Genomic DNA, 18,614 nt, shown 5'->3' with positions numbered 1-18,614 from the left:
CTTATTTTAATAATGTAAAATAAAATATTGTTTCTATATTAGGTGTAGATTTTAACCAAATTTCTCCTCGATATGTTTCTACAATTTTCTTTACTATTGATAAGCCAATACCCGTAGACTTATAATCATTCTCTAATTTTTGAAATGCAATAAATATTTTATCAAAATACTGTTTATCGATACCTTTACCGTTATCTGTGACAGAAAATTGCCAATATTTATCTTTGTCAAGAAAATTAATTTCTATAAAACCATTGCCTTTTTTATCATTAAATTTAATAGCATTGTCGATTAAGTTGTAAAACAAAAGTTCAACTCTGTGCTGATCTCCTTTTATTGTAGGCAAAATTTTGGGTACTGAAATATGAACATCATTAGGATTGTCGATAGTTAATAAAATATCGTCTATTAGCATATTTAAATCTAAATCATATAGAATTTTTTCTGCTTTACCAATGGTAGAATACTCTAAAATGCCACGAATTAAGGTGTCCATTTTTTCTACATTCTCTCTAATTAGATTTATCACCTCTCTACCTGAATCACCTAAAATATTAGAATAATCGTCTTTAATCCAACTAGTTAATGCATCTATACTTTGTAAAGGAGACTTTAAATCGTGAGATACCATGTGAGCATATTCATTTAACTCTTGATTTTGACGCTCTAAATTTAATAAGAGTTTATCTTTTTCTTTATTTATTTCAATGATTTCTTTTGTTTGATTTTCAATAAAATCAACTAATTCAAGGGAGTCTTGACCAACTAAATTATTATTACCTTTTAAGTCATAAAATTTTAAGGTATTAATTACATTATTAAGTTTTGTTATAATTTCTTTTTGAGATTCTGACTCTTCTCTTAATTGCTTATTAGAATTAAAAAGTTCTTCAGAACTAATAGATGCTGCTCTTTGCAGCATTATAAACTGCTCATCAGAAGTATTATAAGATTTATTTACAGCGTCTAAAAACTCTTGCAGATCTTTATTAGATTGCAAGTTTTTAGGTAAATATTTTCTTAATTGTCTTTTTAAAAGCGGGTTCATTATTCACTTATTAGGGTAATAGCTATTGTTTGATTGTGCAATTGACAGTTATTTTCTCCATTAAATGGGGCTATTTCTCCATAAGAATAAAAACCACAGATCGTTGCGTCTTTCCCGAGTACCTCAATAACTTCCTCTACCTCTTCTTCTACTCTTTGATCTAATACTAATTTTCTACCAATACAACTTATTAAAATAGCAAGTTCTGGTTTATTTTTTCTTAGCTCTAGTGCTTGTTTTGCTGCTATTTCAGCAGCATTTACAATACTATCTACATTAGTCATCATTAGCTGCACCTTTGATTTTTCTAAAATATCACCGGCTAAAATCATTGAATTTTCTTCTTCATTAATATTTAAAATAGTTCTAACAATCGATTTCTTTTCATCAGCAGATTTTACTTTCAACGGATATAATAAAGCTGCTCCTGGCAATTCTTTAGATTTTTCTCCTAAATATGTTTTATATAAATCTAGTGCAGCTTTATCATCTAATTCAAATAATATATTGTCTTTAGATTTAGTTACCACTCTTTCTGGTCCAAAAGGAGTCCAACCACCATTTGTTGCAAAAGATACTTCTAACGTTTCGCCATAAAAACCTATGGCAACTATTTTACCTTCTTTAGGTTTTTCATTGTAAGATGAAACTGTAGTTTCAAATCTTGCCGCATCACCACACAAAGCACCTGTAATTATTAAATTGTCTTTAGTAGCTGCATTCATCCCTTTTGTTAATTGACTTCCGTTGGTAAAACTTCCATCAGAAACAATAAAAACATATTTTAAACCCTCTTTAGGAAACTTAGAAATTAATTCATGTCCTGTTTTAAAACTATCTATTTCAACATTAGAATTTAAAACATTTGCTGTTTTAATTAGAAATTCACTTTTCTCGAACTCAATTGCTGTAATAGTTACACTGTTATCGTCTACCGATTCTGAAGTAATATCACCAGAAGTTGATCCAAAAACTAAATGACCGTCTTTAAAAAGTTCTCTAACTTCATTGTAAATGTTTGGATCTTGTAACATAAACCTATTCCCAAAAACTAAAACCAAAGGCGCATTAAGAGTAAATTCTTTGCTTAAATATTCAAATTTTTTAGTCCCAATTTTCTTTAATTGTATGGTTTTCATTTTTTATTCTTTTAGGGATTAAATAAATATTTAAAAGCATTGATTTTAATTTACGCCAATTTACAATTTTTACCAATTGCTTAAGTAACAAATTGTAAATTTTATGTCTTTATATATTTGGTAAAATGAACATACTATCTTTTATTATTTTTACGAAACAAATTAATGAATACTTAACAACATTTTACTCATTAATTCTAAATTAAAATAAAGTATTCATTTTTTGATTATTTAAGACTTTAAACATTATTATTTAAGAATAAGTCTTAATAATTATAAAGCTGTAAATTATATTTAACGACCAAGTTTTTTTAATTACCTATATATGAAACCATCCTAAATTCGAGATTTATAAAACGCTATAGAGATAGTTTAACTAATTTTATAAAGCAAAGATTCTATTTAAACTAAAAGCAAAAAACCAATATTAATGGAGTTAAATTTTGAAGTAAATTAAGTGCTTCTATGGACTTTTAAAAATAGTAATAGTGTTTTTCAAACTCTAAACTAGGGTTGAAAATAATTTAAATATCACATTTTGATACAGTTAATCTAAAATAAAAGCAACTATAAATGCATTATTTTAAGCCTGAATCAACTCATTTACACTCCAATAAGACAAAACTACTTCAATTTTTTTAACGTAGTCCTCATACTTTAATGGCTTTAAAATATACCCAGACATACCTGTTCTGTAACATTCTAATAAATCTTTTTGATTACTTGACGTTGTTAATATTATGGTAGGAATATGCTTTAATTCGTCGTTTGATTTTATAATCCTTAGAAATTCTATACCATTAATTTTAGGCATATTTAAATCTAGTAAAATAATATCAGGAATGTTAGATCTATCTTCTAAAAAATGAAGAGCTTCTTCTCCGTTTTTTGCTTCATGTATCGTATGCTTTAACTTTAATAATGAAATGGTTCTTTTCATTTTCATTATTTCAATTAAGTTATCTTCAACTAATAAAACCTTTAAACTTTTTTCCATATAAACAGGGTCTTTTTCAAAATATGGAACTAAAATAATATTAAAGAAACGTATTTATTGTTAATGAAAGATAAATGACAAAATTGTAGAGTTAAAATGCGTATATGTGTCGATGAACTGTTTTTGTTTACGAAAATACAAGGATTTTATTTTTAAAAAAATCAACTAACTAAGCTACTAAAATACTCAAAAATTTCACCTTTAGAAATAGCACTTCCTTTTTCTATTAAATCAAAAACTTCTAAATTCCTTTCTGTTCGATACTCTTTAGAACCTTTAAAAACATCAACAGAATTATCCATAGGGTTTTGCATTAACCACTCAAAACCTTCTTGTTTCAATAAATTTATATCCCAATTTATTTTGATAGCAATTCTATGTATTTCTTTTTCATCACACTTAAATAAGTTTGCGGTAGTTTCAGAAAAATGCTCTAAATAGCTTGTTTTTGATAAAACATCTTCCCAAACAACATCAGAAAAAACATTCATTTCTTCTTCTGCAATAGTTGGAGTTTCTTTTTTAATTTTACTCCATTCTTTTACATCAATACTTTGAGTTGCTAAAAAAAGAGCAAATTCTTCGTGTAAGCCTTCAAATTGTTCTTTGGTAAGTTGTCTGTACTTCATTTATATTAAAAAGTAAAAAGTTTAAAAATTGAGTTTTTTTGGATGTGCTTATTCGCTACAAAAATAAGAAAAGTAACCTTTTATCAAAAAATTATATTTTTATAAAATAGACTTTATATTTAGGGCAAAATACAAGATTGATAAGCTAATTGGGTTGAACGCATCGCTCATAGAGTGTTAATAAATATGGTTTTACATAAACAAAAAAGCTCGTTATTTCTAACGAGCTTTCAAATATTTTATTTAAAGTAAGTACTTATTCAGCAACTACTTCAAAAGTAATATCAGCAACTACCGATCTGTGTAATCTTACAGAAGCTTCGTATTTACCTAATCTTTTTACAGAACCACCAACAACTTTAATAAATTTCTTATCTAAATCTGTTCCTGCTTTTGCAAGTGCTGCAGCTAAATCTATATTGTTTACAGAACCAAATAATTTGTCTCCTGAACCAACTTTAGATGCAATTTTAATTTCATATCCTTTAACTGTTTCTGCTATTACGTTAGCGTCTTCAATTAATTTAGCTTCTTTGTAAGCACGTTGTTTTAAATTCTCTGCTAATACTTTCTTTGCAGATGAAGTAGCTAAAACTGCTTGTCCTGTAGGGATTAAAAAGTTTCTAGCATATCCGTTTTTAACGTCTACGATATCATCTCTAAATCCTAAATTGTCTACATCTTGTCTTAATATCAATTCCATGTCTCTACTTCTTTATTATTTTAACATATCTCCAACGTAAGGCATTAACGCTAAATGACGCGCTCTTTTAATTGCTTGCGCAACTTTACGTTGATATTTTAGTGAAGTTCCTGTTAAACGTCTTGGTAAAATTTTACCTTGTTCGTTTACTAAATACATTAAGAAGTCTGCATCTTTATAATCGATATACTTGATACCTTTCTTCTTAAATCTACAGTATTTTGCTTCTTTTTTAGTGTCTATATCTAATGGCGTTAAATATCTAACGTCAGCAGATTTACCACCTTTTGCTTGTTGTTCAATTGTTGCCATTTCTTATTTTTTAGTAGATTTAACACGTTCACTTCTAACTTTAGCCCAAGCAGCAGCATGTTTGTCTAATCTAACAGATAAATAACGCATAATGCTATCATCTCTTCTAAATTCTAACTCAAATGCAGAAATCTCTTCTCCAGCTATTTTATACTCTAACAAGTGATAAAAACCACTTTTCTTTTTTTGAATTGGATATGCTAATTTCTTTAAGCCCCAATCTTCTTTTGAGATCATTTCAGCTCCTTTTGAAACTAAATAATCTTCGAACTTTTGTACTGTCTCCTTTATCTGAGTGTCAGATAAAACGGGATTCAAAATGAAAACAGTTTCGTAATGATTCATAAATTAAATTTTTTATTGTTTATTTTTAAGGCTGCAAATATACATACTTTTTATATTAAAAAGCATCTTTTTACTTAAAAAAAAATGAACGAGATGTTTGTCTTTAAACAAACTAAAATACTGATATGCATATATCTTTAACATTAAATTTGATTCATTCTAAATTTCTTTTTTTATGTGTGTACATTATTACTGATGCTTAATTAATGTAAAAGTAAAAATATAGTTTAAAAGAATATAAGTCTACTTATATGAAGCTACAAATTCAAAAAAAATAGTTGTAATTTAAAAATTTGTAGCAAACCTTGTATTTTAACCAAAAATGCCTTCTAATTCTTTGTACATAATTTCGCCTTTTACAATGTTTAAACCTTTTGATAAACTTAAATCTGATTCACAAGCTTTTTCCCATCCTAAATTTGCTAATTTTAAAATATATGCAAGTGTTACATTTGTCAAGGCAATTGTAGAAGTATACGGCACAGCACCAGGCATATTTGCAACACAATAATGCACAACATCGTTAATAATATAGGTTGGATCTTCGTGTGTAGTTGCTTTTGTGGTTTCAAAACATCCTCCTTGATCTACAGCAACATCAACCAAAACTGTTCCTGGTCGCATCTCTTTTAACATATCTCTTGTAATTAATTTTGGTGCTTTCCCACCTTTTACTAAAACGCCTCCAATAATTAAATCGTGAGTTTTTATAAGCTGTCTAATACTGTATTCACTAGAAAAGGCCGTAGTAACATGATTTGGTAATACATCGTTTACATAGCGTAAACGTTTCATATTAATATCCATAATTGTTACATGTGCCCCTAAACCTGCAGCCATTTTTGCAGCTTGAACGCCAACAACTCCAGCTCCTAAAATCAGTACTTTTCCTGGCGCAACTCCTGGAACTCCGCCTAATAAAATTCCACGACCTTTAATTGGTTTTTCTAAGTATTTTGCACCTTGTTGCACTGCCATTCTTCCTGCAACTTCAGACATTGGCGTTAATAAAGGCAGCGTACCTTCTTCATCTTCTACCGTTTCGTAAGCAATACAGACCGATTTACTTTTAATCATTGCTTTTGTAAGCGGTTCACTCGATGCAAAATGAAAATAGGTAAATACTATTTGGTTTTCTTTGATTAAAGGATATTCTAATGCAATTGGCTCTTTTACCTTTACAATCATTTCACTTTTACTATAAACCTCTTCTATAGTTGCTAAAATTATTGCGCCAACTTCTTGGTAATCTTTATCAAAAAAACCACTTCCTTCTCCGGCAGTGGTTTGTATAAAAACAGTATGATTTTTTTTTGTTAATTCAAAAACTCCTGCCGGTGTCATACCAACTCTGCTTTCGTTATTTTTAATTTCTTTAGGAATTCCTATTTTCATGTTGCTTAATTTAACTAGTTAAGCAGGTAAATTTATGTGGTTTTTTTTATTATTTTCTTATAAAAATAGTGCAATTCTAATTTTTAAGAATCTCCTAAAATTGGGGTTATAAATTATATAATTCTTATAATTGAAAGCGAATTTTATATACTTACTAAAAGCCAACTTTTTAAGGTTGACTTTTAGTTAATTTCAGAAGAAAATAAGTTGTAATTAATTCAAATCTAAACGAAGTCCTAAAGAAATATTTCTTGTTTCTGTATTTTTAAATAAAGGATTCAAATCATACTTTACATATAAACTGGTAGTTTTATATCCTAAATAAGCACTTAACCCATAATTAACGGTATTCATATTAAAGTTATTAAATTGAACTTCTTCTATGTCCACTCCATTTGCATCATTGTATTCTAAATATTGTCTTGTTCCTAATTTAAAACCTACAAAACCACCAACTCCAAGTCGAATCGCATTATTTGTTCTGTCTTTTACACGTCCATCTTCATAGGTTTTATTTTTTGACAAATCCCATTCTAAATGCATAGGAAAATTCATTTGCACATGTCTTAATCTGCTTTCTGATAATTGATTTCCATAAGTCTCAATTTCTGTATTCTCTCCATTTTTTACATGAATTCGGTTGTCTTGTAGTCTTAAATTATTCCAAAGAAAAGAAACTCCGTATTTAAAATAAACTTGCGAAGGATCTTCTGTTAAACGTGTTTTCCAGGTCCAACCTAATTCGTAAAAATGCGATTGCCAAAATTTATATTCAGAATTATTTAAAGAAGATAATTCATTATTGTTCAAAACATTATTTAAACCTAATGCAAAAACAAATTGTGTTGTTGTTCTTCTACTTTTTTTATTAATTAATTCCTTTTTAGAAACACTATTAAGGTCTTTTTCATTTTTTCCATCACCTTTATATGTAAGTTTAAAAACTTTATTGCCAATGGTAAATGTATTATCATCATCGTAATCACTCGTTAATTCTTCAGAACTTGCTATTTTTCCGTTTGTTTTATCTTGCACCAATAATTGTAACAAACGCTCTTGCTCACCTACCAATTTTTCTATTTTTCTTGCATGATATGCAGCAACTTCTTGCTTTAAAGTTCCTGAAGTTTCTTTGGTAATTTCACCTGTTTCTAACTTTTTATCGATGTCAATTATTTTTGATTTTAATGAGTCTTTTTGCTGATTGGTAATAATTTCTATTCTTTTTGATATTTTAATAACTTCTTTCTCAAATGTTTTTTCTTGAGATTGTGCCATGCTAGCGCACAACAACACTAAAACTAGTAGTATTCTTTTCATTTTTATTGATTTTAAAATTTGTGTTAGAGTTCGTCATTGCAAGAAGTATTTAAAGAAGTTATCTCTTGATTCATTTAAAAGATTGCTTGGTAAACCCACAATGACACTTGTTTTTTAATCGTTTCTACTTGCAATTACTGTAGCAATATCTGATATTTTATTCTTTAATGATTTCATAAAGTTATTTTGAAAATCATCATCATCAATTGTACGTTCTACTTCTGCCAAAATAGTTTCTGGATTCACTTTAATATTCGATTTTTTGAGCTCACTTTTAATCGTTTTTAAAATATCTTCTCTTCGCAAATTATTTTTGGCATAATAGGTTTTTACTTCTTCGGAAGTATGCGTTACAGCATATAATAAATCATTACTATTAATTTTAATTATGCTATTTGGGTCTTGTTCTAAATATCCTTTTTTTATTTCTGATGATTTTTTTTCTAAAAAATTTTCATCCGCTTTAGCGATAACTATTTGTGAGTCTACTTTAGCAATTTTATTTTTTTTCTTTGGATAAGATTGCTCAACTTTGTTTGCAATTCCGTTTATTTCTAATTGCTCTTCTGCTACTTCATCAACTTTTACGAGTGCTTTTTCAACAGGAATTTCATTGATAAATTTGATACTTTTTTTATCAATAGTGTTTGTGTCAATAGGATTATTAACTATAATTTCTTTAATTGATCCGTTTTGTTTAGGAATATCAGAAAAAACTTGAAACCCAATTGAAATCAACAATAAGACACTTGCTGCGGCGCCCGTATAAAAAAACCACCCTTTTTTCTTTTTCTGTGGCTGTTCGTCTAATTGCGCAGACAACCGATCCCAAGCAGAAGCCGATGGCTCAAAAGTTCTATTTGCAAACTTTTCTTTTATATTTTTATCTCTATTATTTGTCTCCATTAATTGTCTTATTCATTTTAATATAATTCTCTTGCAATAATTTACGTGCTTTAAATAATTGCGATTTTGATGTACTTTCAGAAATACCTAATTGTTCTGCAATTTCCGAATGTTTATACCCTTCTATGGCGAATAAATTAAACACCATTTTGTAACCGTCTGGCAATCTATCAATCAGTTTTTGAATGTCTTCTACAGAAGTGTTTTCTAAACTTTCTGTTGCTGCATCATTAAAAACATAGTCTTCATCATACAGCTCTATCAAGTTTTTTTTGCGTAGATACGAAATACAGGTATTCACCATAATTCTTCGTATCCAACCTTCAAAGCTACCTTCGTTTTTAAACTTGTGTAAATTGGTAAAAACCTTTAAAAATCCTTGTAAAAGCAAATCTTCTGCATGATGGTTATCTTTTACATATTGTCTACAAACACCCAACATTTTAGGAGAATGTTGCTCAAACAATTGTTGCTGAGCTTCTCTGCTGTTGGTTAACGCTTTTTTAATAAGCGATGTTTGGTTGTTATGTAATGATATAATTTTCAAGATTCTCAATTTATTTTAACTGCCTTACAAATATATAGACTCCAAAAGTTTTAAAAAGGTTGCCTTGATGTAAAAATAAATTTTACCTTTTTTATAAATACTTTTAATAATTGAAAATAAGTTGATGTATGATAGCAAAAAAACAGCATCTTAAAGTCTTTTTAATATAACAGATAATTTCACGAAGACTCAATACTATTTAGAATTTCAGAAAAAAGTATACTGTTTTTATAATTAGCACTTATTTTATTTTTAGTCTTATATATTTACATAAATTTCATTATTTTAAACATTTATTAGAAACACAATTATGAAAGAAAAACTATTAATCTTCTTGCTATTAATACCCTTTTTTTTATGTTCACAAACAGAAAAAGAAGCTGAATATAGAACAATTTCAGGTTTTATATCATATCAAAACAAACAACTGTCAAATGTTACTGTTTTTGTTGATAGCACTATGAGATATACTGTTACAGATCTTAAAGGATTTTACAGTATTAAAGCAAAACCCGGAGAAACTCTACGTTTTAGTTATGTTGGATTAAAAAAAGTTTGGGTGTTAGTTGAAGAAGTTACTAGTGTTCTTAACATCGGCATGAAAATTGAAAACACTAGAGAAGAGTTACGGCTTAATAAGACTTTAAAATTAGGAGGCGGAACTATTGGTGACTATAATGCTGCATATATGATTACGCAGATTGCCGGAGATAGTTTAAATAAAAATGCTACTTCTTTAACAAAAGCCATTCAAGATAAAATTCCTGATTTGAGAATTCGAATTAACGAATTTGCAGAAGAAGTTTTGTACATAAAAGGACAAGAATTAGATGGACCCGCTATATGGATTTTTGATGGTATTCTTTTTGATATTCCGTTACCTGTTTATACCTCTGAAGTAAAAGAGGTTTTTGTAATAAATACAGTAGAAACTGGTTTTGTTATTAGAGTAAAAACTACAATTGATTATGACACAATAAAAAATATTAATTATAATAATTTTTACTTTTTAGATGCAGATTATTATGCAAATGATGCTACTAAATACAAAAAAATAAAAATTGATACGCCAACGTATTTAGACGAATATCCAAAAAGAGCAAAGTCTACAGAAGCACTAAACATCTATTTAAATCAATACTCAAAATATAAAAATGAAACTAATTATCATTTTATCATATTTAATTATTTTAAAAAAGAAAAGTTTGATAAAAATAATTTATTAAAAGTACTTTCAGATTTTGAAAACTCATCGGCTAATAACCCTGAAGATTTAAAGGGAATTGCTTACAAATATCAAGAACTAAATGAACACGAAAAAGCTTTATCAGTCTACAAGAAAATAATAGAATTAAGGCCTAGATATTCACAATCTTACAGGGATTTAGCAAATACTTTTTTAATTTTAAAAGAATATAGAGATGTGTGGTTTGCTTATAATTATTACCTAAATAAAGGTTTTAAAATTGAAGATAATGACATCGGCGAAATTTTAACTTCAGAAATAATAGCTGCTTATAATCTTGATAAAGAAGAACAAAGTAGTCGTAGAAAAATTAAAATAAATAATCCGACCAAAAATATTGAAAGTGATGTTAGAGTGGTATTTGAATGGAATACTTCTGAAGCAGAATTTATTCTTGAATTTGTGAATCCTAATTTACTCACTTATGATGCTGAAAATTCTGCTAACAACAATAACGATTTAATTATTGATCAGAAAATGAAAGGTTATACCTCTAAAGAAATTTTTATCAAAGATTTAAAAAAAGGAAATTGGCTAATTAATCTCACTTATTTAGGAAACAAGCAACAAAAACCAACAATTTTTAAAATTACAACTTATTATAATTGGGGAAGACCAAATCAAAGTGAAAAAATAGCTGTGTTTGATTTTAATTTACAGAATGTAAAAATGCAATTATTAAAATTAAATAGCCGTTCTCTTTAAAACGAACTTTTGTTTAGATTTAGTTGTTGTAAACTCTCATTTTTAAAATCGTTAACAACTTTACCAGAAAAAATTTAGACTTTTATAAATAGTTCTTGAATGGGCTCTAACTAACATGCAGACTGTATGCTGATTTAATGAATACTGCTCACTTATTTAATACGCATCTACATCTATAATAAACCGAATTGGTCTAAAGTCTTTTACTGCTTCAAACGAATTTCTAATTTTTAAAACATGATTTTTAGTATTTGCTAAATTCTGTTTTGGCGGAATTTTAATTACAATGTTCTTTATAAACTGATTTCTAATTCGTGAAACTGCTGGTGCAGTTGGTCCTAAAACATTTTCACCAAAAGAATTGTATAACGATTTAAAAAGCCAATTAACGCCGCTATCAACTTTGTTATAATCTTTGTGTTTTAAAGTAATTTTTATCACTCGATAATATGGCGGATATTTATATTGCCAGCGTTCTTGCAACTGCTCTTTGTACATTTCTGTGTAACTTGTGGTAGAAACTTGCTGCAATATTTTATGAAAAGGATTGTAAGTTTGAATCGCCACATTTCCTTGTTTTTTACTTCTACCCGCTCTTCCAGAAACTTGTACCATCATGTCATACGCACGCTCGTGTGCTCTAAAATCTGGAAAGTTTAACATAGAATCTGCATTCAAAATACCTACTAAAGTAACATTGTCAAAATCTAATCCTTTTGATAACATTTGTGTACCCACCAAAACATCAATTTCCCTGGCTTCAAAAGCGCCAATTATTTTCTGATATCCAAATTTACCGCGAGTGGTATCTAAATCCATCCGTCCAATTTTAAAATCAGGGAAAAGTTCTTTTAATTCCAACTCAATTTGCTCTGTACCAAAACCTTTAGTATCTAAAGTATTACTACCACAAGCACCACAACTATTTGGCATTGCTCTTTGATAATTACAATAATGACAACGCAATTCGCTTCTAAATTTATGAAACGTAAGCGTTACATCACAATTAGGGCATTGTGGCGATACTCCACATGTTTTACACTCCACAACTGGCGAAAATCCACGTCTATTTTGAAATAAGATTACCTGTTCTTTTAAGTCTAAAGCATCCTGAATTAATTTGAGCATTCGATCAGAAAAATGGCCATTCATTTCCTTTTTTCGATGCTTTTCTTTCACGTCAATCAATTCAATTTTTGGTAATAAAACATTTCCATGACGTCGGTTTAATTCGACAAATCCATATTTTTTTTGTTGCGCGTTATAGTAACTTTCTAAAGACGGCGTTGCAGAACCTAATACAATTTTTGCTTTGTGAATTTTAGCCAAAACAATAGCTGCATCGCGTGCATTATATCTTGGCGAAGGCTCAAATTGTTTGTAAGAAGTTTCATGCTCTTCATCAACAACAATTAATCCTAAATTAGAAAATGGTAAAAAAATGGAAGATCTTGCACCTAAAATGATTTGTGCTTTTGTTTTATTTTCTAAAACATTATTCCAGACTTCTACCCTTTCGTTCATAGAATATTTAGAATGGAAAACAGAAATTTGGTCTCCGAAATAAACTTGTAAACGGGTAATAATTTGTGTGGTTAAGGCAATTTCTGGCAACAGAAATAAAACTTGTTTGCCTTGGTCTAAAACTTGCTGAATTAACTTTGTATAAACTTCTGTTTTACCAGAACTTGTAATTCCATGTAAAAGTGTTACGTCTTTTTCTTTAAAGGTTTCTTTAATTTCTAAAAGCGCTTTTTGTTGAAATTCGTTCAACACTTTTAAATCATTTGTATCGCCTTTAAATTGAATTCTGTCTGTTTGAATGTGATAAAATTCAAAGATATTTTTATCGACTAAAGACTTTAAAATTGATTGCGAAACTTTTGCTTTTTTTTCTAACTCTTTTGCTTTTATAGGTTTTTTAGTTGATGATAATTGAAAGAAACCAAAAACCGCTTCTCGTTGTTTTTTTGCATTTGATAATTCTTCTAACAAATTTCCTAAAGCATCATCATTATTATAATTAGCGTGTAAACGAATGTATTTTACCAATTTTGGTTTGTACTGTTCGTAAATTTCTTCCTTAATATAGATAGCCGATTTTTTTATCAACTCATTTACAGTAGGCATTACTTTTTTCTTACCTAAAATATCTGCAACTTGATGAATGGTTAATTGAGATTGATGCTGTAATGCTTCAAAAATTAAAAATTCATCATCAGCCAAAATAGATTCGTCTAAAAAAGCCTCATTTTTATACAAAATAGTTTCGCTTTCTAACAAAAAAGCAGACGGTAAAGAAGCCCTGTAAACATCACCTAAAGAACACATGTAATAATTTGCAATCCACTGCCAATGTTTTAATTGAAGCTCGTTAACAATTGGTTTTTCGTCAAGAATTTGTAGAATTTCTTTAGCCTCGTATAAAATTGGTGCAGTTTGATGGATGTTAAAAACCAAGCCAGTGTACATTTTAGTTTTACCAAAAGATACAGCAACACGCATTCCTTTTTGCAAAAAAGTTGCTTCATCTTCGGTTACAGAATACGTAAATGTTTTCTGAATTGGAATGGGTAATATAATGTCTATAAAATGCATTGTCACTTTGGGTTCTTGTGAAATTTAAATAGGTAAAACAGTATCAGGAAGTCATCTTTAAAAAAGTTTTCGATACAATATCGCCTAAAGGCAAAATTACTCGAACTGACATTTGTACGAATTACAATATTTCAAAACTACATAAAATTCACTACATTGTTACAAGAAATCATGCACAAATAGAACAATTAAAGCAATTTATAGATTATTATTTAACTTAGAAAAATGTATTTGGTGTGGAGGATGCTTTAGATAAAATCATGAATTTAACTAATGCTAAAAAATTTGTGTAATTAATAGAATTAATAGACCACTAAAAAAGGGTAAAACTAGAGACAGAAACTACAATTTATATAAATGAAACTGTCAACAAAAATTTGATTAGCTTAAAAGATTTGCTAAAAAAAATAAAAATAACCATTGTTAAAGACGCAATTAAATATTTAAAGAAAGCGATATTAAAATTAAACAAAATTTTACATGATAATTTTCATAAAGTTTTAACATTTAAAAAATAAAAGTTACCTAAAAAATTGTACCTTTATGGTATATAATTAAGTTAATAATTAACCCCCATAACAATTATGACTGCAGAAGATTGGAAAAGCAGAGGTAAATTTTATTCCGTTGCAAATCAAAATATTTTTGTTATTGATGAAGGTTCATCCTTAGATACCATTGTTATTTTACATGGTTACCCTACATCCTCTTATGATTACTCAAAAATTTTACCAGAATTAAGCAAACATTATAGAGTTGTTATTCATGACCATTTAGGTTTTGGATTTTCTGACAAGCCTAAATCTTATACCTATTCTTTAATTGATCAAGCTGATTTTGCACTACAATTATGGCATAAAATAGGCCTTAAAGAGGTAACTATTTTAGCACACGATTACGGAACTTCTGTTGCCAAAGAAATTTTAAGTAGAAAAAACCATAATCTTATTCCTTTAAAGATAAAACGTATAATTTTATGTAATAGCAGCATGAGACTTGAATATTTGCATTTAAGAAATATGGATAAATTACTAAAAGACAAAAAATTAGGAAGATACATTGCAAGGCTAACAAATTATGGGTTTAAAAAAATTAAAGACAAGTTTAAAAACAAAAATTTAAACCCAGAAATTCATACAAATTATGACATTAATAAAGTTTGGGATAAATTAGATACTTCAGAGGGCAAAAATGAAATTCTGCTTTTAAGTAACTTTATAAATGAGCGCTATACATTTTGGCATCGATGGACAGAGGCTTTAAAAAACTCGGAAATTCCTGTTAAAATTATTTGGGAAAAAAGTGATCCCGTTGCAATTAAAGAAATTGCGATTGTTTTAGCTACAGAAGAAATTAACGAAAATCTTGATTGGATTGAAAATGAAAGGTATTTTTCTATACTAGAAAATCCTACAAACTGGTTAAATTTAGTTTTTAATATTAATGAATCCAAAAGATAATAATTATGAATGTTTCAATAGACAACACCATGGTTATGAATTCTAGTGATTGGGAAAAAAAAGGAGTTTTAATCCCTGTTTTTGACAAAGAAATTTTTACGATAGACATTGGTAATCATCAAAAATGCATAGTAATTTTGCATGGTTATCTAACTTCTTCTTATGATTATTACAAAGTTTTACCAGAATTAAGCAAACATTACAGAGTTGTTCTATTAGATTTTGTTGGCTTTGGATTTTCAGAAAAACTTGATAAACAATATTTTACAACTATAGATCAAGCAGATTGTGTTTTAGAACTGTGTAGATTACTAAACTTAAATAATATTACACTTTTTGCGCATGATTATGGTACAGAAGTTGCACAAGAAATTATAGCAAGACAAAATTATTCCTTAATAGATATTACGATAGAAAAATATATACTAGGTAATGGTAATATGACTATCGATCATTCCTGTTATTTAGATTATCATAAAAAAGTAAACCAGCATGTTTCTAAAAAACTTATTGCAATGTTGGCTTCTTTTGGTATGTATAAGAAAGCTATTAAAGAGGCTTTCTTTGATGAAACTAAAATTTCTGATACAGAACTAATAGAAATGTGGCATCAATTAGAGTTAAATAAAGGTAGAGATGTTATAAATTTTATAAGCCATTATATTAGAGAGCGTAAAATTTTTTGGCATAGATGGGTAAAGGCTTTAAATGATAATAAGGTTCCTATAAAACTAATTTTAGGAAGACAGGATACTACAAACATTAATGCTAATTCTAACACTTTAGCTGATAAAAATGAAGATATAGAAATTTTATGGATTGAAAACTGTGGGCATTACCCAATGTTAGAAAGTCCAGAAAAATGGGTAGAAGCAATTTTAAAAGCGTAAAATATTTACTAAAAATTAATTATTACTTATTTTGTGAATTATTTAGATTGGAAAAATAAAGGTAAATTAATATCTGTTTTTGGCAATGATGTTTTTGTTATTGACAAAGGACACTTAAAAAAAACGCTTGTTATTCTGCACGGTTATCCAACTTCTTCTTATGATTACTATAAAACTTTACCAGAATTAAGCAAACATTACAGAGTTATTATTCACGATCATTTAGGTTTTGGTTTTTCTGATAAACCTGTAGATTACTCCTACTCTTTAATTGAACAAGCCGATGTTGCCCTACAACTTTGGAAACAATTAAAATTAACAAATATTACGTTGTTGGCGCATGATTACGGAACAAGTGTTGCTACAGAAATTTTAGCCAGACACAACAAACAACAAATTAATTTACAAATAGAAAAACTAATTCTTTGTAATGGTTCTATGCACATTGAACTGTCTAAGCTTAGAATGATTCAGAAATTATTAAGAAATAAAATTACCCGAAAATGGATTGCCAAATTAACCAATTACCCTCTTTATAGAAAAAATTTAAGAAATGTTTATTTTGATAAAAGTAAAGCCACCAATGGCGAGTTGCAAGAGATGTGGTTTATGTTAGAATATAATCACGGTAGAAAAGTAATTCATTTTTTATCAAATTATATAAATGAACGTTATACTTTTTGGCATAGATGGATTGGTGCTTTGAAAGAAACTACAATACCTACAAAAATTATTTGGGCCAAAAATGACCCTGTTGCGGTAGCTGTTATTGCAGAACTATTAACTCTAGAAATACCAAATAACAAACTGTTTTGGATAGATAACTGTGGACATTTTCCTATGTTAGAAAAACCAGATGAATGGCTTAATTTAGTTTTAAAATAAAAATTTTCTCTTAAATTGAGTTTCATTTAAAATAAAATTCTAAACCTTGATAATCTCAAAAAAATAAATAGGTTTTAAATTATGAATGAAATTCAATAAATGCATAGCCCTGATTGAAACGACATCCTTTTTTTATAAGATTTCTGTGAAGCAGAAACCTTATAAAAAAAGATATAGTGTAAAGCAGGAAATAGCTTCAAAAAAAACTACTCTTCTTCTGCTGAACTAAAACTAGGATTATTTTTGCTAAATTTACGTGAACCTTCATATAAATCATATCTTACAAACTTACAATCTAAATCTCCGTTTCGTAAATCGATTCTTTTAGAAGTTCGCAAGCCAACATGTTTTAATGCCTGAATATCTGAGGTAATAAACCAAGCTGTAGAATCTGGATAATTATGTTTTAAAGTATCACCAATTTTTTTGTAAAACTCTTGTGTATCTACATTTAAACGCTCGCCATAAGGGGGATTGAATAAAATAGTTGTTTTACCAAAAACCTCTTTGGTAGAGTTAAAAAAGTTAACGTGATGCACACCAATAAACTCATCTAAGTTCGCTTCTAAGATATTTGCTTTTGCTTTTACAATAGCCGATGGCGCTTTATCAAAGCCCATAATTTTAAAATGAGAGCTTCTAATTTTCTTTAAAAGTGCTTCTTGAATTACAAAATACAACTCCTCATCATAATCTTTCCAAGTTTCGAAACCAAAACGTTTTCTGTTAATATTTGCAGGAATATTATTGGCAATCATGGCGGCTTCAATTAAAATTGTACCCGAACCACACATGGGATCAATAAAATTTTCCTCGCCTCTATAACCAGATAACAAAACCATACCAGCTGCCAAAACTTCGTTAATTGGCGCAATATTAGTTGCTGTTCTATAGCCACGTTTGTGTAAAGAATCGCCAGAAGAATCTAGAGAAATGGTTAAAAGATCTTTGTTTATATGAATGTGAATTTTTAAATCTGGATAGTCTACATCTACATCTGGTCTTTTACCAAAATTGTCTCTAAAATAATCTGCAATTGCATCTTTAGACTTTAGAGCAATATAATGTGAATGGTTTGGTAAATTTTTAGAATTAGAAACAGCACCTATTGCAAAAGTACCATCGATATCTAAATATTTTTCCCATTTAATCTTTTTTACAGTATCGTATAAATCTTCTTCATCGTAAATTTTAGTTACTTTAATAGGCTTTAAAATACGAATAGCTGTTCTTAAAGCAATATTTGCTTTGTACATAAAACCTTCGTCACCTTTAAAAGAAACGCTTCTTATAGATTCTTGAACGTCTTTTGCGCCTAAATTTGTTAATTCTTCTGCTAAAACACTTTCTAAACCAAACATGGTGGTTGCCACCATTTTAAAATCTTTATTCATACGTGTAAAATTGACTACAAAAATACATTTTATATCTAGGAAAACGAACCCTGAGTTCATAAATTTTAAGTAACATCAAAGTCTTAAGTTAATTT

17 protein-coding genes are annotated in these 18,614 nt (G+C 28.4%); 4 read left to right on the top strand and 13 right to left on the bottom strand.

The window, feature by feature from the left end; all coding sequences use genetic code 11:
* Position 1: 1 nt before the first annotated feature.
* The 11 genes from BTO16_RS03315 to BTO16_RS03265 all read right to left on the bottom strand — a co-directional run bounded on the left by BTO16_RS03315 (position 2) and on the right by BTO16_RS03265 (position 9,341).
* Complete coding sequence (locus BTO16_RS03315) at positions 2-1,048, bottom strand: sensor histidine kinase (protein WP_105020225.1); 1,047 nt, start codon at positions 1,046-1,048, stop codon at positions 2-4.
* Positions 1,048-2,187, bottom strand: coding sequence for an FIST signal transduction protein (locus tag BTO16_RS03310; protein ID WP_105020224.1), 1,140 nt, complete (start codon positions 2,185-2,187; stop codon positions 1,048-1,050). The genes BTO16_RS03315 and BTO16_RS03310 overlap by 1 nt, the downstream gene beginning before the upstream one ends.
* A gap of 583 nt (positions 2,188-2,770) precedes the next feature.
* Positions 2,771-3,184: a response regulator gene (locus tag BTO16_RS03305; RefSeq protein WP_105020223.1), complete on the bottom strand. Its 414-nt coding sequence runs from the start codon at positions 3,182-3,184 to the stop codon at positions 2,771-2,773.
* A 161-nt stretch (positions 3,185-3,345) separates the two neighbouring features.
* Positions 3,346-3,813: a DUF6495 family protein gene (locus BTO16_RS03300; RefSeq protein ID WP_105020222.1), complete on the bottom strand. Its 468-nt coding sequence runs from the start codon at positions 3,811-3,813 to the stop codon at positions 3,346-3,348.
* 256 nt (positions 3,814-4,069) lie between these two features.
* Complete coding sequence (gene rplI, locus BTO16_RS03295) at positions 4,070-4,516, bottom strand: 50S ribosomal protein L9 (RefSeq protein WP_105020221.1); 447 nt, start codon at positions 4,514-4,516, stop codon at positions 4,070-4,072.
* Positions 4,517-4,531: 15 nt separating this feature from the next.
* On the bottom strand, positions 4,532-4,828 hold the full coding sequence (rpsR, locus tag BTO16_RS03290; RefSeq protein WP_105020220.1) for a 30S ribosomal protein S18: 297 nt from the start codon (positions 4,826-4,828) through the stop codon (positions 4,532-4,534).
* Between the two features lie 3 nt (positions 4,829-4,831).
* Positions 4,832-5,173 (bottom strand): 30S ribosomal protein S6, encoded by a 342-nt coding sequence (rpsF, locus tag BTO16_RS03285; protein ID WP_105020219.1) that lies wholly within the window; start codon positions 5,171-5,173, stop codon positions 4,832-4,834.
* Positions 5,174-5,485: 312 nt separating this feature from the next.
* On the bottom strand, positions 5,486-6,568 hold the full coding sequence (gene ald, locus BTO16_RS03280) for an alanine dehydrogenase (RefSeq protein ID WP_105020218.1): 1,083 nt from the start codon (positions 6,566-6,568) through the stop codon (positions 5,486-5,488).
* Positions 6,569-6,781: 213 nt separating this feature from the next.
* Positions 6,782-7,888: a hypothetical protein gene (locus tag BTO16_RS03275; RefSeq protein ID WP_105020217.1), complete on the bottom strand. Its 1,107-nt coding sequence runs from the start codon at positions 7,886-7,888 to the stop codon at positions 6,782-6,784.
* Positions 7,889-8,002: 114 nt separating this feature from the next.
* On the bottom strand, positions 8,003-8,794 hold the full coding sequence (locus tag BTO16_RS03270) for a hypothetical protein (RefSeq protein WP_105020216.1): 792 nt from the start codon (positions 8,792-8,794) through the stop codon (positions 8,003-8,005).
* Entirely contained in the window at positions 8,781-9,341 is a 561-nt protein-coding gene (locus tag BTO16_RS03265) for an RNA polymerase sigma factor (RefSeq protein ID WP_105020215.1), read from the bottom strand. Before BTO16_RS03265 ends, BTO16_RS03270 begins: the two co-directional genes overlap by 14 nt.
* Before the next feature lie 310 nt (positions 9,342-9,651).
* Here BTO16_RS03265 and BTO16_RS03260 point away from each other — a divergent pair, with 310 nt between their 5' ends.
* Complete coding sequence (locus BTO16_RS03260) at positions 9,652-11,292, top strand: carboxypeptidase-like regulatory domain-containing protein (RefSeq protein ID WP_105020214.1); 1,641 nt, start codon at positions 9,652-9,654, stop codon at positions 11,290-11,292.
* 156 nt (positions 11,293-11,448) lie between these two features.
* On the opposite strand, the gene priA is transcribed toward BTO16_RS03260, so the two are convergent.
* The gene (gene priA / locus BTO16_RS03255; protein ID WP_105020213.1) at positions 11,449-13,890 is read right to left on the bottom strand and encodes a replication restart helicase PriA; all 2,442 of its coding nucleotides are present in this window, start codon (positions 13,888-13,890) and stop codon (positions 11,449-11,451) included.
* Positions 13,891-14,474: 584 nt separating this feature from the next.
* On the opposite strand from priA, the gene BTO16_RS03250 reads away from it, so the two are divergent.
* The 3 genes from BTO16_RS03250 to BTO16_RS03240 are packed head-to-tail and all read left to right on the top strand — an operon-like array spanning position 14,475 to position 17,125.
* Positions 14,475-15,350, top strand: coding sequence for an alpha/beta fold hydrolase (locus BTO16_RS03250; protein ID WP_105020212.1), 876 nt, complete (start codon positions 14,475-14,477; stop codon positions 15,348-15,350).
* A gap of 5 nt (positions 15,351-15,355) precedes the next feature.
* A complete protein-coding gene (locus BTO16_RS03245; RefSeq protein ID WP_105020211.1) occupies positions 15,356-16,240 on the top strand; it encodes an alpha/beta fold hydrolase in 885 nt (294 codons plus the stop codon).
* Between the two features lie 33 nt (positions 16,241-16,273).
* The gene (locus BTO16_RS03240; RefSeq protein WP_170064406.1) at positions 16,274-17,125 is read left to right on the top strand and encodes an alpha/beta fold hydrolase; all 852 of its coding nucleotides are present in this window, start codon (positions 16,274-16,276) and stop codon (positions 17,123-17,125) included.
* Between the two features lie 206 nt (positions 17,126-17,331).
* On the opposite strand, the gene BTO16_RS03235 is transcribed toward BTO16_RS03240, so the two are convergent.
* The gene (locus BTO16_RS03235) at positions 17,332-18,519 is read right to left on the bottom strand and encodes a THUMP domain-containing class I SAM-dependent RNA methyltransferase (RefSeq protein WP_105020209.1); all 1,188 of its coding nucleotides are present in this window, start codon (positions 18,517-18,519) and stop codon (positions 17,332-17,334) included.
* Positions 18,520-18,614: the final 95 nt, after the last annotated feature.

Origin of the sequence: Polaribacter glomeratus, assembly GCF_002954665.1 — a bacterium.
In the GTDB taxonomy this organism is placed as follows: domain Bacteria; phylum Bacteroidota; class Bacteroidia; order Flavobacteriales; family Flavobacteriaceae; genus Polaribacter; species Polaribacter glomeratus.
Note: the sequence above shows the minus strand (reverse complement) of the source record. Positions and strands in the feature narration are given on the sequence as shown.

What these genes read in the sequence shown, in the direction of transcription:
- BTO16_RS03315 (WP_105020225.1), bottom strand. Translation starts at nt 1,048, where the DNA reads ATGAACCCGCTTTTAAAAAGACAATTAAGAAAATATTTACCTAAAAAC.
- BTO16_RS03310 (WP_105020224.1), bottom strand. Translation starts at nt 2,187, where the DNA reads ATGAAAACCATACAATTAAAGAAAATTGGGACTAAAAAATTTGAATAT.
- BTO16_RS03305 (WP_105020223.1), bottom strand. Translation starts at nt 3,184, where the DNA reads ATGGAAAAAAGTTTAAAGGTTTTATTAGTTGAAGATAACTTAATTGAA.
- BTO16_RS03300 (WP_105020222.1), bottom strand. Translation starts at nt 3,813, where the DNA reads ATGAAGTACAGACAACTTACCAAAGAACAATTTGAAGGCTTACACGAA.
- rplI (WP_105020221.1), bottom strand. Translation starts at nt 4,516, where the DNA reads ATGGAATTGATATTAAGACAAGATGTAGACAATTTAGGATTTAGAGAT.
- rpsR (WP_105020220.1), bottom strand. Translation starts at nt 4,828, where the DNA reads ATGGCAACAATTGAACAACAAGCAAAAGGTGGTAAATCTGCTGACGTT.
- rpsF (WP_105020219.1), bottom strand. Translation starts at nt 5,173, where the DNA reads ATGAATCATTACGAAACTGTTTTCATTTTGAATCCCGTTTTATCTGAC.
- ald (WP_105020218.1), bottom strand. Translation starts at nt 6,568, where the DNA reads ATGAAAATAGGAATTCCTAAAGAAATTAAAAATAACGAAAGCAGAGTT.
- BTO16_RS03275 (WP_105020217.1), bottom strand. Translation starts at nt 7,888, where the DNA reads ATGAAAAGAATACTACTAGTTTTAGTGTTGTTGTGCGCTAGCATGGCA.
- BTO16_RS03270 (WP_105020216.1), bottom strand. Translation starts at nt 8,794, where the DNA reads ATGGAGACAAATAATAGAGATAAAAATATAAAAGAAAAGTTTGCAAAT.
- BTO16_RS03260 (WP_105020214.1), top strand. Translation starts at nt 9,652, where the DNA reads ATGAAAGAAAAACTATTAATCTTCTTGCTATTAATACCCTTTTTTTTA.
- priA (WP_105020213.1), bottom strand. Translation starts at nt 13,890, where the DNA reads ATGCATTTTATAGACATTATATTACCCATTCCAATTCAGAAAACATTT.
- BTO16_RS03250 (WP_105020212.1), top strand. Translation starts at nt 14,475, where the DNA reads ATGACTGCAGAAGATTGGAAAAGCAGAGGTAAATTTTATTCCGTTGCA.
- BTO16_RS03245 (WP_105020211.1), top strand. Translation starts at nt 15,356, where the DNA reads ATGAATGTTTCAATAGACAACACCATGGTTATGAATTCTAGTGATTGG.
- BTO16_RS03235 (WP_105020209.1), bottom strand. Translation starts at nt 18,519, where the DNA reads ATGAATAAAGATTTTAAAATGGTGGCAACCACCATGTTTGGTTTAGAA.